This is a genomic window from Streptomyces sp. NPDC057623, from assembly GCF_042800355.1.
In the GTDB taxonomy this organism is placed as follows: domain Bacteria; phylum Actinomycetota; class Actinomycetes; order Streptomycetales; family Streptomycetaceae; genus Streptomyces.
In genome coordinates this window covers 123,241-150,004 of record NZ_JBHVGZ010000012.1, presented here as the reverse complement: position 1 = coordinate 150,004, position 26,764 = coordinate 123,241, and the positions used below count along the sequence as shown (strand labels likewise).

The window sequence follows — 26,764 nt, the reverse complement described above, 5'->3', positions numbered from 1 at the left end:
CCTGTGTCGACCGATCCTCGCCACGGAACTCATCGGTCGCGTGGCCGGTTAATCCAGATGGCCGCTACACGGTTCGGAACTAGCATCGCGGGCATGACGTCTTCGCCCGCCGACAGCGGCATCCGGCCCTTCCGTATCGACATCCCGCAGAGCGACCTGGACGATCTGCACCGACGCCTCGACGGCACGCGGTGGCCCGACCAGCTGCCCGGGGTGGGGTGGGCGTACGGCGTTCCGTCGGAGTACCTGCGCGAGCTGGTGCGGTACTGGCGGCACGAGTACGACTGGCGGGCGGCCGAGGCGCGGCTGAACGAGTGGCCGCAGTTCACCACCGAGATCGACGGCGCGCAGGTGCACTTCGCCCATGTGCGCTCCCCCGAGCCCGACGCCACCCCGTTGATCGTCACGCACGGCTGGCCGGGCTCGGTGGTCGAGTTCCTCGACGTCGTCGGACCGTTGACGGATCCCGCGGCACACGGCGGTGACCCCGCCGACGCCTTCCACGTCGTCCTGCCGAGCATCCCCGGCTTCGGGTTCTCCGGGCCCACCCGGGAGACCGGCTGGGAGGCGCGCCGGATCGCCGACGCCTGGGTCGAGCTGATGACGCGCCTCGGCTACGACCGGTTCGGTGCCCAGGGCGGCGACTGGGGCGCGGGCATCTCCCGCGAGCTGGGCCGCGCCCATCCCGACCGGGCCATCGGCATCCACCTCAATCTGCTGCCCGGCGCGCAGGCGGCCACCGAGCCGACCCCCGAGGAGCTGGAGGCGCTGAGCCCGCGCGAGCGGGAGCGCACGCTCGCCTCGTGGCGCCGGTGGGCCGCCTGGTTCCGCGACGGGACGGGCTACTTCCATGTGCAGTCCACCCGGCCGCAGACCGTGTCGTACGCGCTCACGGACTCGCCGGTCGGGCAACTCGCCTGGATCGTCGAGAAGTTCCAGGAGTGGACGGACTCCGAGCAGCTGCCCGAGGAGGCCGTCGACCGGGACCTGATGCTCACGAACGTGATGCTGTACTGGCTGACGGGCACGGCCGGTTCGTCCGCCCGGGTCTACTACGAGCGCGCCCACGCCAGGGGCGACCGGATCGCCGCGCCGCACGAGCCCTCCACCGCCCCGACCGCGGTGGCCTCGTTCCCCGGCGATCCGCAGATCCCGCTGCGCCACAAGGCGGACCGCACGGAGAACATCGTGCGCTGGACGGAACTCGACCGGGGCGGGCACTTCGCGGCGATGGAGGAGCCGGACCTGCTGGTGGACGACGTACGGGCGTTCTTCCGGCAGTTGCGCGAGAAGGGCTGACCCGGCGCTCTGCCCGTGGCGAATCTGCCACGGGCAGAGAAACGTCGTTCAGGCCTCGTCCGCGGTCAAGAGTGGAGTCGACGGCATCCACGCCAGGACGAGGAGAACCGATGACACCACTGAGCACGCCGGCTCCGCGGGCGGAGGAGGGCGACACCCCTCCCACCCGCTTCGACGACCAGCTCGCCTCCCAACTGCTGGCGCAGCGCATCGTCCTGCTGGGCACCCAGGTCGACGAGGTCTCCGCGAACCGGGTCTGCGCCCAGCTGCTGATCCTGTCCGCGGAGGACCCGCGCACCGACATCGCCCTGTACATCAACAGCCCCGGCGGCTCGGTGCACGCGGGGCTCGCCATCTACGACACGATGCGGCTGATCCCGAACGACGTCTCGACGCTGGCCATGGGCTTCGCGGCCAGCATGGGCCAGTTCCTGCTGAGCGTCGGCGCCGAGGGCAAGCGGTACGCGCTGCCGAACGCGCGGATCATGATGCACCAGCCGTCGGCGGGCATCGGCGGCACCACCGCGGACATCGAGATCCAGGCGGAGAACCTGGAGTTCACCAAGAAGACCATCGAGCGGATCACCGCGGAGCACACCGGCCAGAGCCCGGAGACCATCTCCCGGGACGGTGACCGCGACCGCTGGTTCACGGCCGAGGAGGCCAGGGAGTACGGCATGGTGGACCGGGTGGTGGAGTCCCTCACGGATGTCCGCCCGGCTTCCTCCCGACGACGGATGGGGCTGTGACATGGGGACCTACACGATTCCGAACGTCGTCGAGCGCACCCCGCAGGGCGAGCGGTCCTACGACGTGTTCAGCCGGCTGCTGTCGGAGCGGATCATCTTCCTCGGCACGGAGATCGACGACGGCGTCGCCAACGTCGTCATCGCGCAACTGCTCCATCTGGAGTCGGCGGCGCCGGAGAGCGAGGTCGCGATCTACATCAACTCCCCCGGCGGCTCGTTCACTTCGCTGATGGCGATCTACGACACGATGACGTACGTGCAGGCGCCGATCTCCACGTTCTGCGTGGGCCAGGCGGCGTCCACGGCGGCCGTACTGCTGGCCGGAGGGGATCCCGGGCGACGGTTCGTGCTGGAGCACGCGCGGGTGCTGCTCGGTCAGCCGGCCAGCGGGGGCAGCCGGGGCATGGTGTCCGATCTCGCCCTCCAGGCCGCGGAGATGGTCCGGATCCGCTCGCAGGTCGAGGAGGTGCTGGCCCGGCACACGCACCACGACATCGCGACGCTGCGCGCGGACATGGACCGCGACAAGGTGTTCACCGCGCAGGAAGCGGTGGCGTACGGGCTGGCCGACGAGGTGGTGAGCCGGCGCCTCGCGCGGGTCTGAGGCGCCGGCGCTTCCTCACGCCGCCAGGCACATCCCGTCGTACCGCGAGCCGGCCCCGGTGCGGCTGCCACCGGGCGTACGGCGGCTGGTGAGCCGGACCAACTCGCCCTGCGCCAGCGACAGCAGGTCGCCGAGACCGAGTCCGAGGGCGTGGGCGGCGGCCGCGAGGACCTCCGAGGAGGCCTCCTTGCGGCCGCGCTCGACCTCCGAGAGGTACGGCATGGAGATCCGGGCCGCGTCGGCCACGTCCTTGAGCGTGCGCTCCTGGGCGAGCCGCTCGCGGCGCAGGACGTCGCCGACCAGGTCACGGAACAGGGGCTCCCTGGCCTTGGGGCCGGGCGGAGCCGCTGGGGCGTGGGCGGGGGGTGTGGCCACGGGGACGGCCGGTGGGCGGGCGGCCGGCGGGCGCAAGGGAATGACGCGGGCTTCGTTCGGCGCTTGATTGCTCACTTTCCCAGCCTATGAGCGCGGGACGCGAGGGGAAGGGATCAGCGTTCCGCCCTGGGGGAAATCGCGGGGGAAATCGCGGCCACGGCCCTCACGCGTCGGTCAGCGGCAGTATCGCGCGCACCAGCTTGCCGACCGGCACCCTTTCCACGGCGACCTCCGCGGCAAGGGCGTGCACTATCTCCAGACCGTGCCGGCCGACCCGTTCCGGATCCCTGGGGTAGCGGCGGGGCAGGGCGGAGCTGCTGTCGAACACGCAGACGGTCACCGCGTCGTCCGTGCCCTCCAGGTCCAGGATGTACGGGCCGTTGCTGTGCCGGTCGGCGTTGGTGACCAGCTCGCTGACCACGAGCAGCACCTTGTCCTCGGCGGGCTGCCCGATGGTGGCGCACCACTCGGTCCTGAGCCGGCCGAGGAAGAGCGCGGCGAAGGACCGTGCCTCGGCGATGCATCCCGGTTCGCCGCTGTAGTGCGCCGCCCGCCGTAGCGGTTCCACGGGCACGTCGAAACCAGTCGGAATCACTGCCCCGTCCACGTGCTCGATCATGCGTTCTCTCTCGGAAAGCCGGACTGGCCGGACGCTGCTGCACCAGTCCTCGTACCCAGAGCTGAGCCGCGCAGTCACCGTGCAGGTGGCGCCGTACGTCACAGCGGCGGAGACGATGATTCCGCTTCCACGGGCTCCGACTGCGACTCGGTGGTCTGCTCCTCGTCCGGCGGCGAGTAGGACGACGTCGTGGTCTCGGGAGCCTCGGACTTGGTCGTCGCGTCGTCGGTCGTGGGCTCGTCCTTCGTGGACTCGTCCTTCGTCGCGTCGTCCTTCGTCGGCTCGTCCTTGGTCGGCTCGTCCTTCGTGGACTCGTCCTTCGTCGGCTCGTCCTTCGTCGACGGCGTGGACGGGGTGGTCGACGTCGGGGAGCTCGGTGACGTCGGCGTCGACACGGTCACCGACGGGGAGGGCTTGACCGGCCGCTTGGTCTTCTTGTCCTTGTGGACCTCGTCTCCTCGGTGGCGGGCGATCCACTCGTCGTGGTCGTGGTCGTAGATGACGAACTCCTTGACGACCTTCGCCGCGGGCGTGACCACCACGACGTTCGAGGAGCGGTACGACGGCCAGGAGTCACCGGTCTGCTTGAGCGTGCCCTGCCGGGCGACCGGCGGGGTCAGCGGGTTGCCGCAGGCACAGCGCACCCGGGGCACCCCGTGGTCGTCGACGAGGACCGCCGTGCCTGCCTGGAGGACGGCCTGGTAGCTGTCGGCGCCGCCGTCCCGGTAGCCGTGGTTGGTGACGCGGGTGTCCATGCGCAGCTGAACGGGGGTGAGGGAGCGCAGGTAGGCGGGAACGCCGGAGGGCTCGACGCGGGCGACCGACGCGAACGCCCTGTTCTTCTCCGGGGCCGCCTGGAGGTACTGGACCTGCTTCTCCACGTCACAGCTGGCGACATCGCGGCTGCCGCCGTAGAGGCCGGCCGCGCCGCCGTCGACACCTCGTACGGCGTTCGACGGCGCCGACTCGGTGGCCGGGGTCGGGGTGACGGGCGCGGCGGAGCTGTCCGTGGCCGTGGACTCGGTGAAGGGATCGGGGCCCGTGCTGCTCGCGGACTGGAGGAAGACCTCTCCTCCCGCGCTGTCGCCGGTGCCGCCGCCACCGCGGGAGAGGACCACGGCGAGGATCACCGCGGCCACGACCACGGTGGAGAGCACCGCGATGCGGGGTACCGGCTGGGAGGGGCCCAACAGGGGGCCCGAGGGCGGTCCTGTGGGACGGCCGGACGACGGAGGTTCGACGCTCACGAAGCCTTCTTCCCGACGCAGGATTCCTGCGGGATTCCCTGCACGGAATGTCTGCGACGCTTATGCCTTGTTTGCGCAGTTATTCCATTCTGTGCTCCGGTGCCATGCCGCCCGCAAGCCGACGCGGACGGACCTCCCGGCGGGCGAGCCGCTGGGGCGCTGCTTAGCGTGGGCAGAGTGAGTGCGCAGACCCTCTCCCGTCCGGCCGTGGCCGCCCATGGCTGGGTGCAGGCCCTTGTCACGGTGCTGGCCGGGATGGTGGCCATGGGGGTGGTGGCCGCGCTGGGGCTGTGGGCGGCCGGGGCCGCCGACCTCCCCGACAACGCCTTCCCCCGGGTCGTCGCGGCGACCGTGGTCACGGCGGTCGGCGGCACGGTCGAGCTGTCGGGGGACGCCGGAGGGCTGGCCGAGTCGGACGCCGGACTGACCGTGATCCCGCTGTCCGTCACGCTCGTCGGCGCTCTCGTACTGGCCGCCGGATTCCTGCGGCCGCTGCGGCACCGGGCGGTCGCCGGTGCCGGGGAGCTGGCCGGATGGGCCGCCAGGATCGCCGTACTGTGGCTGGCCGCGGTCCTCGCGCTGGCCCTCTCCGCCCGCCAGACCTTCTCCCTCTCCCTGGGTGACCTCGGGGAGGACGCGCTCGGCGAGCTCGGTGACCTGTTCGGCCTCTCGCCCGAGGTGGGTTTCACCACGGACGTTGCGGCGACCGTGTTCGTCGGCCTGCTGTGGCTGGCGGGCGTGCTGGTGCTGGCCCTGCTGGTCTCGCGCGGGGCTGCGCTGCCGGGCCGGCTGCTGCGCTTCCAGGAGTCGGTGCGGCCGGCCGCCTACGCCATGGTGGCGCTGCTCCTCGCGTATGTCGTGCTCGGTGCGGTCATCGCTCTGGTGGTGGCGGCGACCCGCGGGCACCCGGCCGAGACGCTGGCGGTCGTCCTGCTCGGTCTGCCCAACCTGGTGTGGCTGGCCCTCACGATCGGGCTCGGCGCCACCTGGGACGGCCGGGTGGACGGGGCGTTCGCGCTGCCCATGCCGCAGCTGCTCGACCAGGTGCTGCGCGGCCAGGATGTCGCCGAACTGAATCTGGGCACCCTCGCCGAGCACGACGGCCGGGTGTGGTGGCTGGTCGCCGTCGACGCGGTCCTGCTGCTGGCGGCCGCGTTCGTGATGGCGAGGCGTTCACCCGCCCGGATACGCGCCTGGCAGCACGGCGTGCACATGGCGGTCGCGCTGGCCCTCACGGTGCTGACGATCTGCCTCCTGGCCCGCACCTCCGCCCACTACGGCCTGTCGGTCCTGGGCATCGGGGACCTGGGCGGGGACCTGGGTGGTGAACTGTTCCTGCGGCCGCAGGTGTGGACCGCCGTCGGCTTCGCACTGCTGTGGGGGCTGGTCACCGGCTTCCTCGGCGGCCTGCTGGCGCGCCCGCTGCGACACCGGGGCGAGGTCACCGCCCGCGCGGAAGGATGAACGCGGCGTTCACCGGAAGACCGGCTGGGCCCAGCGGGGCGGGGGTTTCGGCCGGTCCTGCGCGGGCTCCTCCCGGGGTTCCACGACCTGGTGGTCCACCTGCGTCGCCGGGCGCCCGGCCGCCGGACCACCGGTCATGGCGGCGCGCAGGTCGGCGACGAAACCGAGGCAGGAGTCCTGGCGGTCGTCCGGGCTCTTGGCCAGCGCGCCCGCGAACACGGTGTCGACGGACGGGGCGAGGTCCGGGCGCTCCTCGGTCAGGGGCGGCGGCTCGTCGTACTGGTGGGCCCACAGCAGGGCCATGTCCTCGTCGCGGCGGAACGGCGGGTGGCCCGTCAGGCACTCGTAGATCACGCAGGCGAAGCCGTAGACGTCACAGCGCGCGTCGACCGGCTTTCCCGAGATCTGCTCGGGGGCCACGTAGTCGAGCGTGCCGACGAACTGGCCGACGGTCGTGAAGCCGGTCAGGGAGAGTGACTTCTTCGTCAGGCCGAAGTCGGTGAGATAGGCGTGCTCGGGGTGGTCGCTGTCGGTGCCGCGGGCGACGAGGATGTTGCCGGGTTTCACATCCCGGTGGACCAGGCCGTTCTCGTGTGCCGCGTCGAGGGCGGAGGCGACCTGTGAGGCGACGCGCAGGGCCGTCGCGGGTGTCAGCGGGCCCTCGCGGTCCAGGAGATGACGCAGATCGCTGCCGGCGACGTAGCGCATCGCGATGTACAGGACGCCGTCCGTCTCGCCCGCCTCGAAGACCGGCACGATGTGCGGATGGTCGATGGCCGCGGCCGCCCGGGACTCGTGGGTGAAGCGGCGGCGGAAGGTGTCGTTGCGGGCGAGTTCGGGGGCGAGGAGCTTCAGCGCGACCGTGCGGTCCAGGCGCAGGTCCTTGGCCCGGTAGACCACGGCCATGCCGCCGCGGCCGATCTCGCGCTCGATGCGGTAGCCCGCGACCTGGCGGCCGATCAGCTCGGAGGGCCGACCGGAGAAGAGGCTCGTGTCACGGGCCATCGGGGGTCACGACCCTGGTCGGGGCATGGCCGGGGTCGTCCGCGGCGGCGCGGGGGCCGTCGTCCGTGGCGTAGGTGCTCAGCTGCGTTCCGTCCACGTACTCCCACCGCCCGTGCTCGGCGTCGTACAGCCACATGGACTCCCCGTCGACGACCACCCCGATCCGCAGCCCCGCGGTGCGGGCGCGGAAGGACTCGCCGTCCAGGCCGCCGGACGCCAGCTCCTCCACCACGGACCGGTAGTCGGCCAGCACCCGTTCGACCTGGGTGAGCAGCGGCCGCGGGTCGGCCGGGTGGGTGGCCGGGTCGCCGTCGGCGGCGGGCGGGTCCTGCGGTACGGCGACCAGGAAGCGGCCGTCGACCCAGGCCGACCAGCCGTTGGCGCACAGGACATGCCCCCAGTCGCCCCGCCGTTCGAGGAGCTGGACCGGCAGGAACCCGTCGAGGGGCACGGTGGGCCGGGCGGGGTCGGGCTCCTCCCAGGCGGGCATGCCGCGCTGGGGGACGACGTGGGTGGGCCGGAAGCCGAGGGAAGTCATCGCCCGCGCCTACTTCCGCATCACGACGGGTTCGCGCCGGCGCAGCAGCCGGGAGACCAGGTAGCCGAAGACCGCGGAGAGCACCACCAGCATGGCCACGTTGAACAGCCACACGCCCGCCGAGTGCTCGAACAGCGGATCGCCGGTCAGGTCACCGGGCGCGATCCGGGCCAGGTCGACCGTGCCGGCCATCGCGCCGAACGCCCACCGCGAGGGCACCACCCAGGACAGCTGCTCCAGACCGGGGACGCCGTCGAGCTTCAGCAGGGCGCCGCAGAAGACCACCTGGACGATGGCGAGCAGCACCAGCAGCGGCATGGTCACCTCCTCCTTGCGCACCAGCGCGGAGACGACCAGGCCGAGCATCATCGCCGTGAAGGCCAGCAACGCGACGGCGACGATGATCTCGACCAGGGGCGGCATCAGCACGCCTTCGCCGCCGGGAGCGTTGAGATCGACGCCGAGCAGCGCGACCAGGGTCAGGACGACCGCCTGGAGCACGGTGATCGTCCCCAGGACCACCACCTTGGACAGCACGTACGCCGATCTGGACAGGCCGACGGCCCGTTCACGCTGGTAGATGACGCGCTCCTTGACGAGTTCGCGCACGGCGTTCGCCGCGCCCGTGAGGACGCCGCCGACGCACAGGATCAGCAGCGCGCTGGTCGCCTTGTCCTGGGTCAGCCTGCCCCCGGCCAGGGCGCGGGTCATCGCCCCCATCACGAACGGCAGGGCGATCATGATGGCGAGGAAGGTGCGGTCGGCGCCGAGCGCCGTGGCGTAGCGGCGGATCAGGGTGCCGAGCTGGGCGCGGCGGCTGCGTGGCCGGGGCGGCCGCGTGATGAGGACCGGGCCGGTGCGGGGCTGCCGGGGCTGTCCGGTGGCGTCGGCGATGTACTGCCGGTGGAAGAGCGAGGCGCGGTAGTCCCCCGCCCAGTCCCGCTCCTGGTCGCGCTCGAAGGCCTCGAAGGCCTCCGGCCAGTGCTCGAAGCCGAAGAAGAGCAGGGTCTCCTCGGGCGGGCCGTAGTACGCGATCCGTCCGCCCGGGGCGAGGACGAGGAGCCGGTCGCAGATGTCCAGGCTGAGCACGCTGTGGGTGACGACGATGACGGTGCGGCCGTCGTCGGCGAGGCCGCGCAGCATCTGCATCACCGAGCGGTCCATGCCGGGGTCGAGACCGGAGGTCGGTTCGTCGAGGAACAGCAGCGAGGGCTTGGTCAGCAGTTCCAGGGCGACGCTGACGCGCTTGCGCTGGCCGCCCGACAGACTGTGCACGGGCTGGTCGGCGCGCTGTTCCAGGCCCAGTTCGCGGATGACCTCGTCGACGCGGGCCAGGCGCTCGGCCTTGGCGGTGTCCTGGGGGAAGCGCAGTTCGGCGGCGTAGGACAGGGCGCTGCGGACGGTGAGCTGGGCGTGCAGGATGTCGTCCTGCGGGACCAGGCCGATGCGCTGCCGCAGTTCGGCGTAGTCGTGGTAGAGGTCGCGGCCGTCGTAGAGCACGGTGCCGTGGTCGGCGGGGCGCTGGCCGGTGAGGGCGTTGAGCAGCGTGGACTTCCCGGCGCCGCTCGGGCCGACGACGGCGAGCAGGCACTTCTCTCCCACCGGGAAGGAGACGTTGTCGAGGAGGAGCTTGCGGCCGTGGTCGACGGCGACCGCGAGGTCCTGGACCTCCAGGGAGATCTCGCCGGTGTCGACGTACTCCTGCATCTGGTCCCCGACCAGGCAGAACGCGGAGTGGCCGATGCCGACGATGTCTCCGGGGCCGATCGGGGCGCTGGTGACGGAACTGCCGTTGAGATAGGTGCCGTTGTGGCTGCCCAGGTCGGTGATCTCGTAGGTCCCGTCGGGCAGGGCGCGCAGCTCGGCGTGGTGGCGGGAGACGATCAGGTCCTCGATGACCAGGTCGTTGTCGGCAGCGCGGCCGATGCGTACGGCGCGGGCGGGCAGCGGCCGGACGGTGGTGGGCCGGCGGAAGGTGCCGGTCAGGCTGGGCATGGAGACCGCCGAGGGGCGTTTCGGCGCTCCGCCCGGAGGAGTACGGTCCAGCAGCACCGCGCGGGGGCCGTCGGACGGGTTGCCGAAGCGGATGACGGTTCCGGGGCCGACGTCCCACTCCTGGATGCGCCGGCCGTCGGTGTAGGTGCCGTTGGTGCTGTTCTCGTCCGCGAGGGTCCAGTGGTCGGCGTCGGGCCGCAGCACCGCGTGGTGCCAGGAGACACGGGCGTCGTCGATGACGATGTCGCTGAGGGGATCGCGTCCGACGCGGTAGTCACGGCCCGGGGTCATCACGGTGGATCCCGACTCGGTCTCCAGAACGAGTACGGGCGCGGTCGGTGCGGCCGGTCGCTCCGCCATGCGCTGATTCTATCGATCTGCCCCTGTATGCGCCTGCCTGCGCCGGACGCACCCGCCCGCGCTCGGGGTGGGATGCCTGTCGGCGAACGGAGGGGTCAGGCCACGGGCACCACCAGGATCGGGAGGGTCCGCTGCATCCGCAGGGCGTCCACCGACTCGGCGAGCAGTTCGTACTCGGTGGTCTCGTCGCTCACGGCGATCCGCACCATTCGCCCCGCCGCCAGCTCGTCGGCGACCAGTTCCTGCCGACTCACGTCACCGCACCAGGCGCGCAGCACGGCCGGCACGTCGGGCACATTGTCGGCGACCGGGACGAGCGCACTCGGCGGGAAGTGCTCGGCGTCCGGTCGCGGGTCTAATCGCTCGGCCATCCAGGAAGCCCGGTCCCGTAACCACCACAGCGCCAGGGCCAGGGTGGGTGCCCGGTAGGTGCCCAGAGGTACGCCTATGCGCCGGCCGCCGCAGACTCCGTATGCGGTGACATGACACAGGAACTCGTCGTGCACGTAGCCTCCCCCGTGGTGCCGTGTTCGCCTGCCGGCGGTCCTCGCTTTCGCTGCGGCTCGTGAGCGGTGCGTGAGGGAGCCGTCGCCCCATGTGAGGCACCCTCGTAGTCGAGTATGTTCACTACTGAAACACTGTCACCACGACTTTCCGGCCAGTCTCCTGGCATATTCACAGCCCGTGTTGGCCGAAACACGGCGGGTACACGTCAAGCGGGGGTCTGACCGGGGCATTACCTCGGGAGTAATCGAGCTTTCCGCGGCGGGCGGGCATCGTTGCGGTACCGGGTCGCCGCGAGCGGGATCCCGGTTCCGACCAGCAGTGACGACCTCGTTGGAGGCTGATTCCCCATGCCCGCATCCACCGACCGCTACGACATCGCCGTCGCCCGCTACTTCGAGGCCTGGAACACCCGCGAGCCCGCGGCGCTGGCCCGGGCGGTCGCCATCGCGTGGGCCCCGCAGGGCGGCTACACCGACCCCCTCGCGGACGTCCGCGGCCACGAGGGGATCGTGGCCGTCGTCGCGGCGGCGCAGGCGCGGTTCCCCGGGTTCGTCTTCCGGCAGACCGGCTCCGTGGACGGCCACCACGACACGGCGCGCTTCTCCTGGGAGCTGGTGCGGGAGGCCGACGGGGCGGCACCGGTGGCGGGGTCCGACGTGATCACGCTGGAGGCCGAGGGACGGATCATGTCCGTCCTGGGATTCCTGGACCGGGTGCCCGCCGGGACGTGAGCGATGAGTTCCGTGCCTCGCGGCGGTCTGACCCGTGAAGGCCACAGGAGACCGCCGCGAACGGAGAACACCATGACCACGAGCGCGAAAGTGGACGCGGAATTCACCGCCGTCCTGCTCAAGAGCCCCAGCGAGGGCGGCTGGACCTATGTCGTCTGGCCGGAGTCCGTCGACTTCTTCGGCACCCGGGGACTGGTCAAGATCCGGGGGACGGTCGACGGACATCCGTTCCAGAGTTCCTTCATGGCCCTCGGAGACGGCACCCACAAGCTTCCCGTCAAGGCCGAGGTGCGCAAGGCCATCGGGAAGCAGGAGGGCGACTGTGTGACCGTGCGCCTGACGGAGCGGCTCAGCCCTTGAGGATCGCGTCGATCCGGTCCAGCTCCTCCGCGTCGAAGTCCAGGTTGCGGGCGGCGGCGACGCTGTCCTCGATCTGCTGCGCGCTGCTCGCACCGACGAGCGCCGAGGTCACCCGGCCACCGCGCAGGACCCAGGCCAGGGCCAGCTGGGCCAGGGTCTGGCCACGGGACTCGGCGATGCCGTTCAGCGCGCGCAGCTTGCCCAGCAGGTCCTCGGTGATCGAGTCGGCGTTCAGGAAGGGGCTGCCGCTCGCGGCCCGGGAGTCCTTCGGAATGCCGTCGAGGTAGCGGGAGGTCAGCTGGCCCTGCGCCAGCGGGGAGAAGACGATCGAGCCGACCTCCAGCTCGTCCAGGGCGTCGAGGAGCCCCTCGTCCTCGGGGCGGCGGTTCAGCATCGAGTAGGCCGGCTGGTGGATCAGCAGCGGGGTGCCCAGCTCGCCCAGGATGCGGGCGGCCTCGCGGGTCTGCTCGGCCGAGTAGTTGGAGATGCCGACGTACAGCGCCTTGCCCTGCTGCACCGCGGAGTGCAGGGCCCCCATCGTCTCCTCCAGCGGAGTGTCCGGATCGGGACGGTGCGAGTAGAAGATGTCGACGTAGTCCAGGCCCATCCGCTGCAGGCTCTGGTCCAGCGAGGAGAGCAGGTACTTGCGCGAGCCCCACTCGCCGTACGGGCCGGGCCACATCAGATAGCCGGCCTTGGTCGAGATGATCAGTTCGTCGCGGTACGGCGCGAAGTCCGCCTTCAGCGCCTCACCGAACGCCGACTCCGCGGCCCCGGGCGGCGGGCCGTAGTTGTTGGCCAGGTCGAAGTGGGTGACGCCGAGGTCGAAGGCACGGCGCAGGATGGCCCGCTGGTGCTCGACCGAGCGGTCCGCCGGGCCGAAGTTGTGCCACAGGCCGAGGGACAGTGCCGGGAGCTTGAGGCCGCTGCGTCCGGTGCGCCGGTAGGGCATGTCCGCGTAGCGGTCGGTGTGTGCGGTGTACAACGCGACTCCAGAGGGGTTGGCACACGAAGGCCGGCTCCGAAGAGCCGGTGTTCAGTCGTCCTCCACTCTGTCGCGACCTGCGGGCAGTGGTCCAACAGGTAAATCAGATGGGATTCAGCGGCTACGCTGCTCAATCATGGAACTGCGCCATCTCCAGCACTTCGTGGCGGTCGCCGAGGACCAGCACTTCACCAGGGCGGCCGAACGCCTCATGGTGTCCCAGTCGGGCCTGTCGGCCTCGATCCGGTCACTGGAGCGGGAGTTGCAGACCCCGCTGTTCGTGCGGACGACCCGCCGGGTGACGCTCACCCCGGCCGGGCGGGCGCTGCTGTGCGAGGCGGAACGGATCCTCGCGCAGGTGCGGGCCGCCCACGAGGCGGTGGCCGCCGTGCAGGGCGTGCTGCGCGGCATGCTGGCGCTGGGGTCCGAGCAATGCATCGCCGGGGTGCATGTGGCGGGGCTGCTCGCGTCCTTCCGGCGGCAGCATCCGGACGTGGAGATCTGCCTGCGCCAGGCGGGCTCGGGCGCGCTCGCGGAGGAGGTCGCGGCCGGGCGCCTGGATCTGGCCTTCGCCGTGCGGGCCGCGCAGGAGGACACCGACCAGCTGCGGGTCGTACCGCTCACGGGCGAGCCGATGACCGTCCTGTGTCACCCCAGCCACCGGCTCGCGGCGGCCGGCGCCGCCGTCACTCCGGAGGAACTGGGCGGCGAGGTCTTCGTCGACTTCCACCCGGACTGGGGGCCGCGCCGCACCACCGACGCCGTCTTCGCGGCGGCGGGCGTACGACGGACCGTCGCCCTGGAGGTCAACGACGTGCACAGCCTCCTGGACCTGGTGGACGAGGACCTCGGCGTCGCCGTCGTACCGCGCCACTTCCGGCACAAGCGGAGCTCACTGACCGCCCTGCCCGTGAAGGGCACCGGCGAGACCGTCTACGAGACGGTCGCCCTGCTGCCGCCCCCACAGGCCACGAGCCCGGCGGCGCGGGCGCTCATGGCGCTGCTGGAGCCGGAGGACAGCGCGTGACGGACCGCCCCGCAGGCCGCCCGACGGCGGCCCAAGGGGCGCGTGAGGGACGGCTTTGCGCGATGGTGGAGCCATGCATGCGAAGGACATCCTCATCGACGGGTACAACCGCATCCAGGAAGAAGTCCACGCCGCCGTCGAGGGCCTCGGCCCGGACGACCTCGTCGCCCGCCCCTCCCCCGACGCCAATTCCGTCGCCTGGCTCGTCTGGCATCTCAGCCGCGTCCAGGACGACCACATCGCCGACGCCTTCGGTCTCGACCAGGTCTGGCTGACCCAGGACTTCCAGAAGACGTTCGCTCTCGACCTGCCACGCCGCGACACCGGCTACGGCCACAGCGCCGCGCAGGTCGCCAAGGTGCGGGTCGACTCCGGCGACCTGCTGACCGGCTACTACGACGCCGTGCACGCCCAGACCCTGGCGGCACTGCGCGAGGTGGCCGCCAAGGATCTGGAGCGCGTCGTGGACGAGCGCTGGGATCCGCCGGTCACCCTGGGCGTACGGCTGGTCAGCGTCCTGTCCGACGATCTGCAGCACGTCGGACAGGCCGCCTATGTGCGCGGGCTGCTTCAGAGCGCGTAGCCCGGCAGGACGACGTCCTCGATGAGGGCCTCGCGCTCGTCGAACGGGATGAACGCGCTCTTCAAGGCGTTCACCGTGACGGTGCGCAGGTCCTCGACCGTCCAGCCGGCCTCCTCGACCAGCAGCGACATCTCCCGGGTCATCGTCGTGCCCGACACCAGCCGGTTGTCGGTGTTGAGGGTGACGCGGAAGCCGAGGTCCTTCAGCGCGGTGATCGGGTGCTCGGCGATGGAGGTGGCGGCACCGGTCTGGAGGTTGGACGTCGGGCACATCTCCAGCGCGACACGACGATCGCGCACCCAGCCGGCGAGGCGGCCGAGCTTGCCGTCCACGATGTCGTCGGTGATGCGCACGCCGTGACCGAGGCGCTGGGCGCCGCAGACCTGGAGGGCCTGGTGGATGCTGGACAGGCCGTCGGCCTCACCGGCGTGGATGGTGAACGGCACGCTCTCGCGGCGCAGGTGCTCGAAGGCGTCCAGGTGGTCGGCGGCGGGGAAGCCGGCCTCGGCACCGGCGATGTCGAAGCCGACGACGCCGGCGTCCCGGAAGGCCACGGCGAGGTCGGCGGCCTCGCGCACCCGGCCGAACATCCGCATCCCGCACAGCAGCGTGCCGACGCGCACCGGCGTACCGGCGGCCGCGGCCTTCGCCATACCGGCGGCGAGCCCCTCCTGCACGGTCTCGACGACCTCGGCGAGGGTCAGCCCCCCGTTGGTGTTCAGCTCGGGGGCGTAGCGCACCTCGCCGTACACGACACCGTCGGCGGCCAGGTCGAGGACGTACTCCTCGGCGGTCCGCAGCAGGCCCTCGCGGGACTGCATCACGGCGAGGGTGTGCTCGAAGGTGGCTATGTAGCGCACCAGGTCGCCGGAGTTCGCGGCCTCGAAGTACCAGGCGGCGAGCTCGTCCGGGTCGGTCGTGGGCAGGGTGTGGCCGACCTCGGCCGCGAGCTCCACCACGGTGGCGGGGCGCAGGCCGCCGTCGAGGTGGTCGTGCAGGACGGCCTTGGGGAGGCGGCGGATCAGTTCGGCGTCTACGCGCGTAGCAGTCATGGCGAGGTCTTTCCTTGAGCCTTGAGCGGGGCGGTTCGGAGGTCGGAGGGGAGGGGGGTTCAGCCGGCGGGCTGGAGCAGGTCCCAGCGGTTGCCGTACAGGTCCTGGAAGACGGCGACCGAGCCGTACGGCTCGTGCCGGGGCTCCTCCAGGAAGGTCACGCCCGCGGCGAGCATCCGGGCGCGCTCACCGGCGAAGTCGTCGGTGTGCAGGAAGAACCCGACCCGCCCGCCGGTCTGGTCGCCGACCCGGGCGCGCTGCTCGTCACCCTTGGCCCGGGCCAGCAGCAGTCCGGTGCCCTGATCGCCGGCCGCCACGACGACCCAGCGCGAGCCGTCCGGCCGCGGGGCGTCCTCGACCAGCCGGAAGCCGAGGGCTCCGGTGTAGAAGCGGATCGCCTCGTCGTAGTCGTCGACAACGAGGGTGACCAGGGCGATGTGTCTCATCGGGACCTTCCGAGAGGTGCGATTGACGGGAGAGGTTATACGTAAAACTTCGGGTACGCCAGTCGCTCACGGGACGAGCCCCCGGTCGCGCCCGCGGGCCTAGGACTCAGGCCCGAGCCGAGGCGGGTCCCGGGCCCGATCCGCACCGCCCGCGCCCCCGGTACCGTCCCGCCCATGAAGATCACAAAGCCGCCCCGTGCCCCCGCGCAGCGCAAGCGCGATCTCCTGGCCCGCCTGGAGAAGGAGATGGACGTCTGGGTGGCCACGGCGGGACCCGACGGGCTGCCGTGCCTGGTCCCGCTCTGGTTCGTATGGCACGACGAGTTCCTGTGGCTGGCGACCCGGCTGACCACCCCGACCGGCCGCAACCTGCGGGACGTCGGGCGGACCCGGCTGGCGCTCGGAGACACCCTGGACGTCGTCCTCGTCGACGGCGAGGCGGAGATGTACACCGCCGACGAGGTACCGGCAGCCGCGGCCGAGGCGTTCCTCGCGAAGACGGGCTGGGACCCCCGGGCGGACGAGGCGCCGTACGTCTACTTCCGGGTGCGTCCGCGCGTGGTGCAGGCGCGCAACGGCGAGCACGAGATGCGCGGCCGGTATCTCGTGCGGGACGGGGCGTGGGTGGTCTGATCCGGGTGTACCGCCGGCCGACATTCTTTTCACGCACGGGAGTTACCTGGGAGTAATCGCCGGTGGTTTGATGTGCGGCGCCACTCAGCCCCCTCACCCTCAGGGAGATCCAGTGACGCTCTTCCCACCGTGCCGCACCCAGGGCGCAGCCCTGCTCGCCCTCGCGCTGGCCACCACCGGGCTCGCGGGCGCGGCCCCCACCGCCACGGCCGCCGAACAGGCGCCGCCACTGCGGGTGCTGTCGTACAACGTCTTCCTCTTCAGCAAGTCGCTGTACCCGAACTGGGGCCAGGACCACCGGGCCGCGGAGATCGCGAGGGCCTCCTTCTTCCGCGGGAACGATGTCGTGGTGGTGCAGGAGGCGTTCGACAACGCGTCGTCGGACGTGCTAAAGGCCGCGGCGGCGGGCGAGTACCCCCACCAGACGCCGGTGGTGGGACGGAGCAGGAGCGGGTGGGACGCCACCGGCGGCGCGTACTCGGCGACGACGCCCGAGGACGGCGGGGTCACGATCCTGAGCAAGTGGCCGGTGGTACGCAAGGAGCAGTACGTGTTCAAGGACGCGTGCGGGGCCGACTGGTGGTCCAACAAGGGCTTCGCGTATGTGGTGTTGAACGTGAACGGCAGCAGCGTGCACGTCGTCGGCACGCACGCCCAGTCGACCGACCCGGGCTGCGACGCCGGTGAGGCGGCCGCGATGCGCAGCCGGCAGTTCAGGGCGATCGACGCGTTCCTCGACGCCAAGAACATCCCGGCGGGCGAGCAGGTCGTGGTCGCCGGTGACCTGAACGTCGACTCGCGCACGCCCGAGTACGCCACGATGCTCGCCGACGGCGGGCTGGTGGGGGCCGACGCGCGCACCGGGCACGCGTACTCCTTCGACACGCGGGACAACTCCATCGCCCACGACCGCTACCCCGACGACCCGCGCGAGGACCTGGACCACGTCCTGCACCGCGCGGGGCACGCGCGTCCCGCGGTCTGGAAGAACGAGGTCGTCGAGGAGCGCAGCGCGCCCTGGACGGTGACGAGTTGGGGGACGGACTACACGTACACGAACCTCTCCGACCACTATCCGGTGACCGGGTACGCGGGCTGAGCGGGCGGGCCGTGACCCGATGGCTCCGGTTCAGCCGGCGTTCTGCCGTGCCGCGTTGAGCCGGGCCAGTTCGTCGGCTGCCAGGCGGAGAACGCCCGCGGCCACGTTCTCCGCCAGGTGGTCGGGGTTGCCGGTGCCGGGGATGGCGACGACGTTCGGGCCCTGGTGCAGGGTCCAGGCGATGCGCACCTGGGCGGCGCTGACGCCGTGCGTCCGGGCGACGGCGAGGACCGCTTCGTCGTGGGAGGCGGTCGCGCCCCGCTCCCCCGTCTCGCCCGCCACGGCGTAGAACGGCACGAAGGCGATGCCCTGCTCGCCGCAACGGCGCAGGAGTTCGTCGGCCTCGGGGTCGGGCCGGTCGAGCGCGTACCGGTTCTGCACGCTCACCACGGGCGCGATGGCCTGCGCCTCGGCGAGGTGCCGTGGCTGAACGGAGGAGATGCCGAGGTGCCGGACGAGGCCCGCCTCGCGCAGTTCGGCCAGCGCGCCGAAGTGCTCGGCGATGGAGTCCTGCCCCATGCGGCGCAGGTACACGAGGTCCAGGTGGTCGCGGCCGAGCTGGCGCAGGTTCTCCTCGACGTGGCCGCGCAGTTGGTCGGGCCGGGCCGATGTGGCCCAGTCACCGTCGTAGTCGCGGTGGGGGCCGACCTTGGTGGCGATGACCAGGTCGTCGGGGTATGGCGCCAGCGCGGTGTTGATGAGTTCGTTGGCGGAACGGAGCGCGGAGAAGTAGAAGGCGGCCGTGTCGATGTGGTCGACGCCCAGCTCGACCGCCTCGCGCAGGACGGCGATCGAACGGTCCCGGTCGCTCGGCGTCCCGTGGTGGAAGGCGGCGCTGCCCGTCAGCCGCATCGCGCCGAAGCCGACGCGGCTCACGGACAGGTCGCCGAGTGCGCAGGTGCCCGAGGCCTTCGCGGTGATCGTTTCGGAGGTCATCGGCGGAGTCTCGCACACGCCTCGGGCACGGGGGCGGCGGCAGGTCTCAGCAGTACAGGTTGCCGCCCGGGGAGACGCCGAGGATCTGCGTGAAGCGCTGGTAGGCGTTCACCCGGCTCTGTACCTGGGCCGGGTTCTTGCCGTCGCACTCCAGGGAGCCGTTGATGCTGCGGATGGTCTGGCCGAAGCCGGCTTGGTTGACCATGGCGTTGTGGGGGGTCATGGTGCCGGGGCCGTTCTGGGTGTTCCAGTACCAGAGGCCGGTCTTCCAGGCGACGGCCGCCTCGTTCTGCACCCGCCAGGGGTTGCCCAGCAGGTCGATGCCGAGGGCGTCGCCCGCGGCCTTGTAGTTGAAGTTCCAGCTGAGCTGGATGGGTCCGCGCCCGTAGTAGGCGTCCTGGCCCGCGGGACAGCCGTACGGCTGTCCGCGGTCGCAGTAGTGGGGGTAGTTGGCGGTGTTCTGCTCGACGATGTGGACCAGGCCGCCGGTCTCGTGGTTGACGTTGGCGAGGAACGCTGCCGCCTCCTGCTTCTTCACCGTGTCGCTGCCGGTGTTGGCGAAGCCGGGGTAGGCGCCGAGTGCGGCGGTGAGGCCGCTGTACGTGTAGAAGGGGTTCCGGTTCGGGAACATCTGGTTGAACTGCGACTCGCTGACGACGAAGCCGGCGGCGGACGCGCTCGGGGCCGGCTGGAAGAGCAGCGCGGCGCTTGCCAGGGCGAGTGAGGACAGCAGAGCGGCTGTGCGGCGCCTCGACACAGGATCAACTCCTTTGCGGAGCACGGCCGCACCCGGACAAGGGCAGGGCGAAGCAGAGCCTTGAGCGCACGTGCCGACGAGGTCGGCCACGGCGTGGGGGCGGCCGTGGTGGGGGGTGTGGAGACACACTCAACCGCTTTGGTCTGTACCAGTCAATGGTGCAGACCAACCAACCTCGATATCGGCTGCGGAAGTTGGCGCCGGCGACCGCGGATCACCGGGCCGAGCGAGTCCGGGGAGGGGTCCCGGTCGGGCCGGTGTTTCATGACGACCATGATGCCCAGAACGTCATCCGCCGCCGTCGCCGTTGTCGTCGCCGTCGTGTTCGCCGCCCTCACGGCGTGTTCCTCGGATTCCTCGGGCGGGCCCCCCGCCGAGGACCGGCCCAGCGCCTCCGGCGCACCGGCCTCCGACCCCCCTGAGACGCCCTCGCCGACCGGGCCGTGCGCCGACGGGACGTGCGAGATCGAGGTCGCCGTGGGGGACATCGTGACAGTGCCGCAGAGGTACGGCCTCGGCCCGATCAAGGTGACGGCGATCACCGGCGAGGAGGTCGAGATGGTCGCGCCGCTGACGGGGTCGGGCTACAGCGTTTCGGGCTGTTCGGGTGGCGGTGGCGTGTCGTCCGAGGGCAGCGGCGGCGTCGGGCTGAGCTGCGGCGAGGGGCCCGCCGCGACCATCAACGACGCCATGAGCCTGAAGGTCGTCGAGATCCGCGAGAGCGCCGCTGTCCTCCGTATCGAACCTGCCGGGTGAGGCGCGTCCGGGCCGCCCCCGCCGTTGCTCGTCGGCCGGGTCGAGGTGACCTCGACTGGTCGCTACGGTGGACCATGCCCGAACTGGGCTGACGAGGACCGGGACACCAACAGGAGGGGCGCGCCATGCGGTTGGCCGCTGACGAGGGCGACATCAATACGATCATCGGGGGCATCGCCCCCGACTGGGGTCCCTTCGGGGCTCTCGGTACCGAGGCCAAGACGATGATCCAGGTGGTCATGGCGCTCGCCATCCTGATCTGTCTCGCGATCGCCATCTGGGGCGCGGCGAAGCAGCGGATCGGCGCCACCGCCCTGCGCGACACGTTCAGCGCCGAGCAGGGCAAGGGCCTGATCATCGCCGGGCTGACCGGCGTCTTCATCATCGGCTCACTCGGCACCGTGTTCACCATCGTCTACGGCATGGCCGTCTAGCCGGCCCCGATGGCACTGTCGCCCGTCGCGGCCGGCCCAGCACGGCCGGACGGGCGCTCGTCCGAGGGCCCGTCCGCGCTCAGGCCGCCTCCGACCCGAACTCGCCCGGGCGAGGGTGTTCTCACCGCGCCGCTCGACCCGCGTACGCACGGACGTCGGCGTCGGCGTCGTCGACCGCGGCTGCCAGCGCCGTCCGGGCGTCGTCGTGCGCGGCGTGGCGCAGCAGACCGAGTACGGCGGCCTTGCGCACGTCGGCGTTGGCGTCGCCCAGCAGTTCGGCGAGCGCGGACATCCCGTGGTCCGGCGCGGCGCCGCCGAGGGCGGTCGCGGCACCCGCGCGGACCTGCCAGGCCGGGTCGGTGAGCGCGGCCGTGACGCCGGCGAGGAGTCCGCCGGGGACGCCGAGGACTCCCAGGGCCTCCAGGGCCGCGGCTCGTACCAGGACGTCCGGGTCGTGGATCAGACGGCTCAGGGCGGCCGACGCGCCTTCGCCCGCTTCCACGGTCCGGTCCAGGTCGATGTGCTGGGCGAGGGCGGCGAGACCGCGCGCCACACCGACCCGAACCTCACGCGCGGCGTCGCCGGCCGCCCCGGCCAGGGCGTCGACCGCGTCGACCGAGACCAGGGCGCGTACGGCGGCCAGGCGCACCTCGGCCTCCGGGGCGGTCAGGAGCCCGGCGAACAGGGCGGCATCGCCGAGCCGCAGGGCGCGCAGTACGTCCAGGGCCGCGCTGCGGGCCGTCGGATCCGCCACCGTCAGGGCGGCGACCAGCGTGGCACGCAGCTCCGGTTCCGCCAGCAGGACTTCGGCCAGCTCGCGCAGCGACGACGCGGCCGCGGCCCGTACGTGTCCGTCGCTGTCCGCCAGGGCGGAGGCCAGGGCGGGCCCCGCTCCTGGCGGAGCCGTCTCGGTCAGCACCCGCACGGCCTCCAGGCGTACGGCGGCGTCCGGGTCCTTCAAGTAGGGCTCCAGTGCCTGGAGTTCGGGCTCCTCCTCGGTGAGGGCGACGAGTTCGAGGAGCCGTTCCCGGCTGGATTCAGAGGCGCCGTGCGTCGTACCGGTCGCAGGCGCGGCGCCGCCCTGCTCCGCGTCGGCCGCGGCCGGCGGTGCCTCTCGATGGCCCGCGATGGCCGTCGGCAGCGGATGCACCTCGCCCAGGTGCCGCGAGTCGCCGCCGACGGGGGTGAACTCCGTGACGGGAACGAGGTAGGGGGCGACGGGACGCGCCGTGAACTCCATCGCCCCGGCCGGGCCCTTGCGCAGGTCGAGGTGGTGCAGCCAGTCCGTGTCGTCCCGCTGCGGGTGGTCGAGGCGCTCGTGGTAGAGGCCCCAGCGGGACTCGGTGCGGGCGAGGGAGGACCGGGCCGCCATCTCCGCGCAGTCGCGGATGAACGAGACCTCCGCGCAGCGCATCAGCTCGTGCGGCGTCCGTGCCCCCATCTCGGCGATCTCGTCGCGCATCCGCTCGAAGTGCTCCAGCGCCAGGGAGAGCCGGGCGCCGCTCTTGGGCGGGGAGACGTAGTCGTTGACGAAGCGGCGCAGCTTGTACTCGACCTGGGGCTGAGCCGGGCCGTCGGGGTTGCGCAGCGGCCGGTAGACCAGCTCGTGGGCCTCGGCGAGCTGGTCGCGCGGCAGCTCGCCCTGGTACGCCGTGTACTGGGCGGCGTCCTCGCCCGCCAGGTCGCCGTAGACGAACGCCCCGATCATGTAGTTGTGCGGGACGCAGGCCAGGTCACCCGCCGCGTACAGGCGGGGGACGGTGGTGCGGGCGTGGTCGTCGACCCGCACGCCCGAGGCGGAGTGACCGCCGCACAGGCCGATCTCGGAGATGTGCATCTCGATGTCGTGGGTGCGGTAGTCGTGGCCGCGTCCGGAGTGGAAGGTGCCGCGGGTGGGGCGCTCGGTGGAGTGCAGGATGGACTCCAGGGCCGAGATGGACTCCTCGGGCAGATGGCTGAGCTTGAGGTAGACGGGACCGCGGTCGGAGGCGACCTCGGCGGCGAACTCCGCCATCATCTGCCCGGACCAGTAGTCGGAGTCGACGAAGCGCTGCCCGTGCCGGTTGACCTGGTAGCCGCCGAACGGGTTGGCTACGTAGGCGCAGGCCGGGCCGTTGTAGTCCTTGATGAGCGGGTTGATCTGGAAGCACTCGATGCCGGTGAGCTCGGCGCCCGCGTGGTAGGCCATCGCGTAACCGTCGCCCGCGTTGGTCGGGTTCTCGTAGGTGCCGTACAGATAGCCGCTCGCGGGCAGGCCCAGGCGACCGCAGGCACCGGTGGCGAGGATGACGGCACCGGCCCGCACGGTCACGAAGGCACCGGTGCGTGTGTTGAAGGCGGCGGCGCCGACCGCCTGGCCGTCGGCGGTCAGGACCCGCACCGGCATCAGCCGGTTCTCGATGCGGATCCGCTCGCGGTTCTCCCGCCGGCGCAGCTGCCGGTAGAGGACCTTCTTGACGTCCTTGCCCTCGGGCATGGGCAGCACGTACGAGCCCGAGCGGTGCACCTGGCGGACGGCGTACTCGCCGTGTTCGTCCTTCTCGAACTTCACCCCGTACGACTCCAGGCGCTGCACCATCTCGAAGCCCCGCGTCGCTGTCTGACGGACCGTCGACTGGTCGACGATGCCGTCGTTGGCGCGGGTGATCTCGGCGACGTAGTCGTCCGGCTCGGCGCGGCCGGGGATGACGGCGTTGTTGACGCCGTCCATGCCCATGGCGAGCGCTCCGGAGTGCCGTACGTGGGCCTTCTCCAGCAGCAGCACGGACGCACCGCGCCCTGCTGCGGTCAGCGCGGCCATGGTGCCGGCGGTCCCGCCGCCGATCACCAGGACGTCGCAGGTCAGCTCCTCGGCAGCGTCGAGGGCGGGGATCTCCGTCAGGAGCGCGGGAGTCATGGCAGGAATGCCTTTCAGGACGTACGGGGGCGGCCGGGGAGGCTGGGACGTGCGGGCGGGCCGGCGGGCCATCGGTTCGGGCGTAGGGAACCGGCCGGAGGAACTCGGGCTGTGCCGGGGCCGAGCGGCTCTCAGGGCGACGGGAGCCGGAGGGCTCCGGGCATACGGGGGCGATCAGCGCCCCTCGGCCGTCCGGGCTTGAGGCGATCTCCGGCCGTCCGGACCCGCGGCGCCCTCCGGCCGAGGTGGCCGAGGAACCCCGCCGGGCGGACGGCCGGGGCTCTCAGAAGGTGCGGGGGCCGAGCGATTCGAGGATGTCGTGGCGCAGCGCCACGGTCGCGGGGTCGTCGCGGGCGCCGCGGTCGCGGGGCCGCGGCACCGTCCGGACCCCGGTGACGCCGCCCGCGCCGAGCAGCGCGACCCGGTCGCCGAGGAACAGAGCCTCGTCCACGTCGTGGGTGACGAAGACCACGGTGGCGCCCGTCCCCTGGAGGACCTCCACCAGCAACTGCTGCATGCCGGCCCGGGTCTGGGCGTCCAGGGCGCCGAACGGCTCGTCCATGAGGACGGCGCGTGGCTGCCCGGCGAGGGCACGGGCGAGCTGGACCCGCTGCCGCTGGCCTCCGGAGAGGCGGTGCGGCAACTGGCGCTCCAGGCCGGTCAGTTGGACCCGGTCCAGCCACTCCTGCGCCCGGGCCCTGCGTTCGGCGCGGCCCAGCCCTCTGATGGCCAGCGGCAGTTCGACGTTCGCGCGTGCCGTGCGCCACGGCAGCAGCGCGTCCTCCTGGAAGACCAGGGCCCGGTCGGCTCCGGGGCCCGTGACGGGCTGCCCGTCCTGGGTGACCTGTCCGGCGAGCGCGGGCAGCAGCCCCGCCAGGGTCCGCAGCAGGGTGGACTTTCCGCACCCGGACGGGCCGACGACGGTCAGGATCTCGCCCGGGGCGGCTTCGAGATCCACCCCGTGCAGCACGACGGCGCCCGGCCTTCCGAGTTCCGCGCCGGTGACGCCGATACGCGCCCCCGGGGCGGGCAGGTCGGTCCGCGCGACGGCGGTGGCGATGTCCGTTTCGGTGGTCATGACGTGGCACTCCCCTCGCGCCGTGGCAGCCAGTGCGTCAGCCTGCGTCCCAGGAGCTCCACCACGGTGGAGGTCAGCCAGCCGAGCAGGCCGATGCTGACGATGCCGGTGAACACGCCCGGGTAGTCGATGACGGTGTAGTCCTGCCAGGTGCGGTAGCCGATGCCGTATTCGCCGGAGATCATCTCCGCCGAGATCACACAGATCCACGAGACGCCGATACCGACCGACAGTCCGCCGAAGATCCCCGGCAGTGCGCCGGGCAGCACCACGGAGGCGAGCACCCGCCACCGTCCGCCGCCCATGGTGAGCACCGCCTCCTCCCACACGGGGGCCAGTGCGCGCACCGCGTGCCGGGTGGCGACGAGCACCGGGAAGAAGGCGGCGGTGAAGGTGATGAAGACGATCCCCTGCTCGTTGCTGGGGAAGAGCAGGATCGCCACGGGTACCAGTGCGATGGCGGGGACGGGCCGCAGCACCTCCAGTACCGGCCCGACCAGGTCAGCCGCCCAGCGGGAGCGGCCGACGGCCACGCCCGCGGCGACGCCGAGCACCGCCGCGAGCAGGAAGCCGGTCACGATCCTGCGCAGACTGTCGATCACGTCCTGCCAGTACGCGCCGTCGCCGAGCCGCTGCCCGAACTCCCGGGCCACGTCGGTGACGGACGGGAACTGGTCGAAGCGCAGCCACAGTTGCACGTCGAGCGTGGTGAGCAGCTGCCACAGGGCGAGCGCCGCGATCAGCGACAGGGCGCGTACGACGGGCCGGAACCGGGCCGTGCGCCGGCCGGCGGTGGGTGGCGGCCCCGCGGACGCCTTCTTCGGCGGGGCGGTGACCGCGGTCATGACGCCTGCTCCAGTGCGGTGGTGTAGGAGACGGCGCGGGTGCCGGGGTGCGCCTGGGTGTAGGCGCGGGCGGCGGAGGCGGTGACGAAGGGCCGGAGCTCCTTGCCGTCCTGGACCCAGACGGCCCTGTCCGCGTACCAGCGGGTGCCGTTGGTGGCGTCCGGCACGTACGCTGCGCGCACCTCGTCCTTGTGCCCGGCGACGAACTTCAGCAGTGCGGTGGGTGAGCCGAACGGACGGGTGCTCTCCTCGCCCTTGACCCACACCTCGCTGCGTGAGGGCTCCGGGGCGGCGGCGAGCCGCTGGGCGTACTCCTTGCCGTAGACCCTCTTGATCGGGCCGTCGTCGACGAAGGAGTCGACGTCCACGTCGCCGACGAGCTTCGCCGAGCGCAGCACCGGTACGTCCTTCTTCAGCGCGGCGACAAGCTGCGGCTTGACGGCCGGGTCGAAGGTGGCGATGCCGCCGCTGCCGTTGTAGAGGTAGACGACCTCGGGGGGCAGTCCGGTGGCCTCGCCGACCTTCTGGGCAGCCTGCACGGGGTGTTCGTTCAGGTACCGCGTCGCCTCGATCTGCGCGGCGAGGAAGGCGTCCAGCACCTTCGGGCGCTGCTTGGCGAAGTCCTCGCGGACCGTCACTCCGTGGAAGGTGGGCAGGTTGAGTTCCGCACCGTCGTACAGGGCCTTCGCCTTGCCCTGGAAGGCGAGCAGCCCGGGCCAGGCCACGAACTGCGAGAGGGCGTCGACGCTGCCCGCCTGGAGGGCCGAAGCGCCCACGGCCGGCTGCTGGTTGAGCTTGCGGATGTCCTTCTCCGGGTCGAGCCCGGCGCGCTGCAACGCCCGTACGAGGGTCCCGTCGGCGGCCGAACCGACGCTGGTGGACACGTTCTTGCCCTTCAGGTCCTTCAGTGAGCCCAGCTTGGACTGCGGGGCCGTCACCACGGTGTTGAGGGCGCCTCGCAGGTTGTAGCCGGTGACCGACACGAGCCGGGTGGGGCGGTTCAGCTGCTTGCCGCGGGCGGCGTTGATGAGCAGCGGGAAGTCGCCCATCGACCCGATGTCGATCTTCCCCGCGGTCATCTGCGCGGTGATGGGCGCGCCCGTGGCGTAGTCCTGCCACTCGACCTTGTACGAGATGCCGTCCCGCTTGCCCTGGGCGGCGAGTTCGCGCTCGAAGTAGCCGAGGGAGCGCAGCAGGGTGCCGGCGGTGACGGTGTTGATGGTCTTGGACTGGTAGCCGACGGTGACGGTGACGTGGGTGGCGTCGCCGGCGGACGCGTCGCCGCCGCAGCCGGTGACGAGGGTGCCGATCAGGGTGGCCGCGAGGAGGGCGGCGGGAGTCGTGCGTTTCATCCGGACGGCGCGCTTCATCGTGCTCGTGTGTT

The 26,764-nt window shown here is 71.8% G+C and carries 28 protein-coding genes; 12 read left to right on the top strand and 16 right to left on the bottom strand.

Annotation, left to right across the window (positions count from 1 at the left end):
* The first annotated feature begins 93 nt into the window (after nt 1–93).
* The 3 genes from ACFU95_RS15655 (at nt 94) to ACFU95_RS15645 (ending at nt 2,652) form a co-directional block, all read left to right on the top strand.
* A complete protein-coding gene (locus ACFU95_RS15655) occupies nt 94–1,299 on the top strand; it encodes an epoxide hydrolase family protein (protein WP_383827392.1) in 1,206 nt (401 codons plus the stop codon).
* A 110-nt stretch (nt 1,300–1,409) separates the two neighbouring features.
* Entirely contained in the window at nt 1,410–2,048 is a 639-nt protein-coding gene (locus ACFU95_RS15650; RefSeq protein WP_383827390.1) for an ATP-dependent Clp protease proteolytic subunit, read from the top strand.
* Nucleotide 2,049: 1 nt separating this feature from the next.
* Nucleotides 2,050–2,652 (top strand): ClpP family protease, encoded by a 603-nt coding sequence (locus ACFU95_RS15645; protein ID WP_383827388.1) that lies wholly within the window; start codon nt 2,050–2,052, stop codon nt 2,650–2,652.
* 15 nt (nt 2,653–2,667) lie between these two features.
* Here the strand turns inward: ACFU95_RS15645 and ACFU95_RS15640 are convergent, their stop codons facing one another.
* The 3 genes from ACFU95_RS15640 to ACFU95_RS15630 form a co-directional block, all read right to left on the bottom strand.
* A complete protein-coding gene (locus tag ACFU95_RS15640; protein ID WP_383827386.1) occupies nt 2,668–3,102 on the bottom strand; it encodes a helix-turn-helix domain-containing protein in 435 nt (144 codons plus the stop codon).
* Between the two features lie 88 nt (nt 3,103–3,190).
* Complete coding sequence (locus ACFU95_RS15635; protein ID WP_383827384.1) at nt 3,191–3,646, bottom strand: ATP-binding protein; 456 nt, start codon at nt 3,644–3,646, stop codon at nt 3,191–3,193.
* 98 nt (nt 3,647–3,744) lie between these two features.
* Nucleotides 3,745–4,893 carry a DUF6777 domain-containing protein gene (locus ACFU95_RS15630; RefSeq protein ID WP_383827382.1) on the bottom strand — a complete coding sequence of 383 codons (1,149 nt, stop codon included), beginning with the start codon at nt 4,891–4,893 and terminating at the stop codon, nt 3,745–3,747.
* 177 nt (nt 4,894–5,070) lie between these two features.
* Here ACFU95_RS15630 and ACFU95_RS15625 point away from each other — a divergent pair, with 177 nt between their 5' ends.
* Nucleotides 5,071–6,357: a streptophobe family protein gene (locus tag ACFU95_RS15625; protein ID WP_383827380.1), complete on the top strand. Its 1,287-nt coding sequence runs from the start codon at nt 5,071–5,073 to the stop codon at nt 6,355–6,357.
* 9 nt (nt 6,358–6,366) lie between these two features.
* On the opposite strand, the gene ACFU95_RS15620 is transcribed toward ACFU95_RS15625, so the two are convergent.
* The 4 genes from ACFU95_RS15620 to ACFU95_RS15605 form a co-directional block, all read right to left on the bottom strand.
* The gene (locus tag ACFU95_RS15620) at nt 6,367–7,362 is read right to left on the bottom strand and encodes a serine/threonine-protein kinase (RefSeq protein WP_383827378.1); all 996 of its coding nucleotides are present in this window, start codon (nt 7,360–7,362) and stop codon (nt 6,367–6,369) included.
* Nucleotides 7,352–7,900, bottom strand: coding sequence for a hypothetical protein (locus ACFU95_RS15615; RefSeq protein ID WP_383827376.1), 549 nt, complete (start codon nt 7,898–7,900; stop codon nt 7,352–7,354). The genes ACFU95_RS15620 and ACFU95_RS15615 overlap by 11 nt, the downstream gene beginning before the upstream one ends.
* Nucleotides 7,901–7,909: 9 nt before the next feature.
* Entirely contained in the window at nt 7,910–10,255 is a 2,346-nt protein-coding gene (locus ACFU95_RS15610) for an FHA domain-containing protein (protein WP_383827374.1), read from the bottom strand.
* A 95-nt stretch (nt 10,256–10,350) separates the two neighbouring features.
* Nucleotides 10,351–10,761, bottom strand: coding sequence for a hypothetical protein (locus ACFU95_RS15605; protein ID WP_383827372.1), 411 nt, complete (start codon nt 10,759–10,761; stop codon nt 10,351–10,353).
* A gap of 348 nt (nt 10,762–11,109) precedes the next feature.
* On the opposite strand from ACFU95_RS15605, the gene ACFU95_RS15600 reads away from it, so the two are divergent.
* Complete coding sequence (locus ACFU95_RS15600) at nt 11,110–11,493, top strand: nuclear transport factor 2 family protein (protein WP_383827370.1); 384 nt, start codon at nt 11,110–11,112, stop codon at nt 11,491–11,493.
* A 72-nt stretch (nt 11,494–11,565) separates the two neighbouring features.
* Nucleotides 11,566–11,853: a DUF1905 domain-containing protein gene (locus tag ACFU95_RS15595; protein WP_383827368.1), complete on the top strand. Its 288-nt coding sequence runs from the start codon at nt 11,566–11,568 to the stop codon at nt 11,851–11,853.
* On the opposite strand, the gene mgrA is transcribed toward ACFU95_RS15595, so the two are convergent.
* Nucleotides 11,843–12,838 (bottom strand): L-glyceraldehyde 3-phosphate reductase, encoded by a 996-nt coding sequence (mgrA, locus tag ACFU95_RS15590; protein WP_383827366.1) that lies wholly within the window; start codon nt 12,836–12,838, stop codon nt 11,843–11,845. The genes ACFU95_RS15595 and mgrA overlap by 11 nt on opposite strands.
* A 136-nt stretch (nt 12,839–12,974) precedes the next feature.
* Here mgrA and ACFU95_RS15585 point away from each other — a divergent pair, with 136 nt between their 5' ends.
* Both ACFU95_RS15585 and ACFU95_RS15580 read left to right on the top strand, forming a co-directional pair.
* A complete protein-coding gene (locus tag ACFU95_RS15585; protein ID WP_383827364.1) occupies nt 12,975–13,865 on the top strand; it encodes a LysR substrate-binding domain-containing protein in 891 nt (296 codons plus the stop codon).
* Nucleotides 13,866–13,938: 73 nt separating this feature from the next.
* Nucleotides 13,939–14,448 (top strand): DUF664 domain-containing protein, encoded by a 510-nt coding sequence (locus ACFU95_RS15580; protein ID WP_383827362.1) that lies wholly within the window; start codon nt 13,939–13,941, stop codon nt 14,446–14,448.
* On the opposite strand, the gene ACFU95_RS15575 is transcribed toward ACFU95_RS15580, so the two are convergent.
* Both ACFU95_RS15575 and ACFU95_RS15570 read right to left on the bottom strand, forming a co-directional pair.
* The gene (locus ACFU95_RS15575) at nt 14,436–15,500 is read right to left on the bottom strand and encodes an adenosine deaminase (RefSeq protein WP_383827360.1); all 1,065 of its coding nucleotides are present in this window, start codon (nt 15,498–15,500) and stop codon (nt 14,436–14,438) included. The genes ACFU95_RS15580 and ACFU95_RS15575 overlap by 13 nt on opposite strands.
* Before the next feature lie 59 nt (nt 15,501–15,559).
* Nucleotides 15,560–15,946, bottom strand: a complete 387-nt coding sequence (locus tag ACFU95_RS15570) for a VOC family protein (RefSeq protein ID WP_383827358.1) — start codon at nt 15,944–15,946, stop codon at nt 15,560–15,562.
* A 174-nt stretch (nt 15,947–16,120) separates the two neighbouring features.
* Between ACFU95_RS15570 and ACFU95_RS15565 the strand changes: the two genes are divergently transcribed.
* Nucleotides 16,121–16,579, top strand: coding sequence for a pyridoxamine 5'-phosphate oxidase family protein (locus tag ACFU95_RS15565; protein ID WP_383827356.1), 459 nt, complete (start codon nt 16,121–16,123; stop codon nt 16,577–16,579).
* A gap of 112 nt (nt 16,580–16,691) precedes the next feature.
* Nucleotides 16,692–17,678 carry a sphingomyelin phosphodiesterase gene (sph, locus tag ACFU95_RS15560; protein ID WP_383827354.1) on the top strand — a complete coding sequence of 329 codons (987 nt, stop codon included), beginning with the start codon at nt 16,692–16,694 and terminating at the stop codon, nt 17,676–17,678.
* 30 nt (nt 17,679–17,708) lie between these two features.
* Here sph and ACFU95_RS15555 read toward each other — a convergent pair whose 3' ends face one another.
* Nucleotides 17,709–18,614: an aldo/keto reductase gene (locus tag ACFU95_RS15555; RefSeq protein ID WP_383827352.1), complete on the bottom strand. Its 906-nt coding sequence runs from the start codon at nt 18,612–18,614 to the stop codon at nt 17,709–17,711.
* 46 nt (nt 18,615–18,660) lie between these two features.
* Nucleotides 18,661–19,371 carry a chitinase gene (locus tag ACFU95_RS15550; protein WP_383827350.1) on the bottom strand — a complete coding sequence of 237 codons (711 nt, stop codon included), beginning with the start codon at nt 19,369–19,371 and terminating at the stop codon, nt 18,661–18,663.
* Between the two features lie 273 nt (nt 19,372–19,644).
* Here ACFU95_RS15550 and ACFU95_RS15545 point away from each other — a divergent pair, with 273 nt between their 5' ends.
* Together ACFU95_RS15545 and ACFU95_RS15540 are read left to right on the top strand one after the other, a co-directional pair.
* Complete coding sequence (locus ACFU95_RS15545; RefSeq protein WP_383827347.1) at nt 19,645–20,127, top strand: hypothetical protein; 483 nt, start codon at nt 19,645–19,647, stop codon at nt 20,125–20,127.
* Nucleotides 20,128–20,252: 125 nt separating this feature from the next.
* Nucleotides 20,253–20,561 carry a hypothetical protein gene (locus tag ACFU95_RS15540; RefSeq protein WP_383827344.1) on the top strand — a complete coding sequence of 103 codons (309 nt, stop codon included), beginning with the start codon at nt 20,253–20,255 and terminating at the stop codon, nt 20,559–20,561.
* A gap of 121 nt (nt 20,562–20,682) precedes the next feature.
* Here ACFU95_RS15540 and ACFU95_RS15535 read toward each other — a convergent pair whose 3' ends face one another.
* The 4 genes from ACFU95_RS15535 to ACFU95_RS15520 form a co-directional block, all read right to left on the bottom strand.
* Nucleotides 20,683–23,457, bottom strand: a complete 2,775-nt coding sequence (locus ACFU95_RS15535; protein WP_383827341.1) for a fumarate reductase/succinate dehydrogenase flavoprotein subunit — start codon at nt 23,455–23,457, stop codon at nt 20,683–20,685.
* 283 nt (nt 23,458–23,740) lie between these two features.
* The gene (locus ACFU95_RS15530) at nt 23,741–24,535 is read right to left on the bottom strand and encodes an ABC transporter ATP-binding protein (protein ID WP_383827338.1); all 795 of its coding nucleotides are present in this window, start codon (nt 24,533–24,535) and stop codon (nt 23,741–23,743) included.
* Entirely contained in the window at nt 24,532–25,380 is an 849-nt protein-coding gene (locus tag ACFU95_RS15525; protein WP_383827335.1) for an ABC transporter permease, read from the bottom strand. Before ACFU95_RS15525 ends, ACFU95_RS15530 begins: the two co-directional genes overlap by 4 nt.
* Entirely contained in the window at nt 25,377–26,732 is a 1,356-nt protein-coding gene (locus ACFU95_RS15520) for an ABC transporter substrate-binding protein (protein ID WP_383827333.1), read from the bottom strand. The genes ACFU95_RS15525 and ACFU95_RS15520 overlap by 4 nt, the downstream gene beginning before the upstream one ends.
* Nucleotides 26,733–26,764 lie beyond the last annotated feature (32 nt).

What these genes read in the sequence shown, in the direction of transcription:
- ACFU95_RS15615 (WP_383827376.1), bottom strand. Translation starts at nt 7,900, where the DNA reads ATGACTTCCCTCGGCTTCCGGCCCACCCACGTCGTCCCCCAGCGCGGC.
- ACFU95_RS15540 (WP_383827344.1), top strand. Translation starts at nt 20,253, where the DNA reads ATGCGGTTGGCCGCTGACGAGGGCGACATCAATACGATCATCGGGGGC.
- ACFU95_RS15555 (WP_383827352.1), bottom strand. Translation starts at nt 18,614, where the DNA reads ATGACCTCCGAAACGATCACCGCGAAGGCCTCGGGCACCTGCGCACTC.
- ACFU95_RS15545 (WP_383827347.1), top strand. Translation starts at nt 19,645, where the DNA reads ATGATGCCCAGAACGTCATCCGCCGCCGTCGCCGTTGTCGTCGCCGTC.
- ACFU95_RS15620 (WP_383827378.1), bottom strand. Translation starts at nt 7,362, where the DNA reads ATGGCCCGTGACACGAGCCTCTTCTCCGGTCGGCCCTCCGAGCTGATC.
- ACFU95_RS15575 (WP_383827360.1), bottom strand. Translation starts at nt 15,500, where the DNA reads ATGACTGCTACGCGCGTAGACGCCGAACTGATCCGCCGCCTCCCCAAG.
- ACFU95_RS15585 (WP_383827364.1), top strand. Translation starts at nt 12,975, where the DNA reads ATGGAACTGCGCCATCTCCAGCACTTCGTGGCGGTCGCCGAGGACCAG.
- ACFU95_RS15530 (WP_383827338.1), bottom strand. Translation starts at nt 24,535, where the DNA reads ATGACCACCGAAACGGACATCGCCACCGCCGTCGCGCGGACCGACCTG.
- ACFU95_RS15570 (WP_383827358.1), bottom strand. Translation starts at nt 15,946, where the DNA reads ATGAGACACATCGCCCTGGTCACCCTCGTTGTCGACGACTACGACGAG.
- ACFU95_RS15635 (WP_383827384.1), bottom strand. Translation starts at nt 3,646, where the DNA reads ATGATCGAGCACGTGGACGGGGCAGTGATTCCGACTGGTTTCGACGTG.
- ACFU95_RS15655 (WP_383827392.1), top strand. Translation starts at nt 94, where the DNA reads ATGACGTCTTCGCCCGCCGACAGCGGCATCCGGCCCTTCCGTATCGAC.
- ACFU95_RS15600 (WP_383827370.1), top strand. Translation starts at nt 11,110, where the DNA reads ATGCCCGCATCCACCGACCGCTACGACATCGCCGTCGCCCGCTACTTC.
- ACFU95_RS15595 (WP_383827368.1), top strand. Translation starts at nt 11,566, where the DNA reads ATGACCACGAGCGCGAAAGTGGACGCGGAATTCACCGCCGTCCTGCTC.
- ACFU95_RS15610 (WP_383827374.1), bottom strand. Translation starts at nt 10,255, where the DNA reads ATGGCGGAGCGACCGGCCGCACCGACCGCGCCCGTACTCGTTCTGGAG.
- ACFU95_RS15535 (WP_383827341.1), bottom strand. Translation starts at nt 23,457, where the DNA reads ATGACTCCCGCGCTCCTGACGGAGATCCCCGCCCTCGACGCTGCCGAG.
- ACFU95_RS15525 (WP_383827335.1), bottom strand. Translation starts at nt 25,380, where the DNA reads ATGACCGCGGTCACCGCCCCGCCGAAGAAGGCGTCCGCGGGGCCGCCA.
- ACFU95_RS15645 (WP_383827388.1), top strand. Translation starts at nt 2,050, where the DNA reads ATGGGGACCTACACGATTCCGAACGTCGTCGAGCGCACCCCGCAGGGC.
- ACFU95_RS15520 (WP_383827333.1), bottom strand. Translation starts at nt 26,732, where the DNA reads ATGAAACGCACGACTCCCGCCGCCCTCCTCGCGGCCACCCTGATCGGC.
- ACFU95_RS15565 (WP_383827356.1), top strand. Translation starts at nt 16,121, where the DNA reads ATGAAGATCACAAAGCCGCCCCGTGCCCCCGCGCAGCGCAAGCGCGAT.
- ACFU95_RS15580 (WP_383827362.1), top strand. Translation starts at nt 13,939, where the DNA reads ATGCATGCGAAGGACATCCTCATCGACGGGTACAACCGCATCCAGGAA.
- ACFU95_RS15650 (WP_383827390.1), top strand. Translation starts at nt 1,410, where the DNA reads ATGACACCACTGAGCACGCCGGCTCCGCGGGCGGAGGAGGGCGACACC.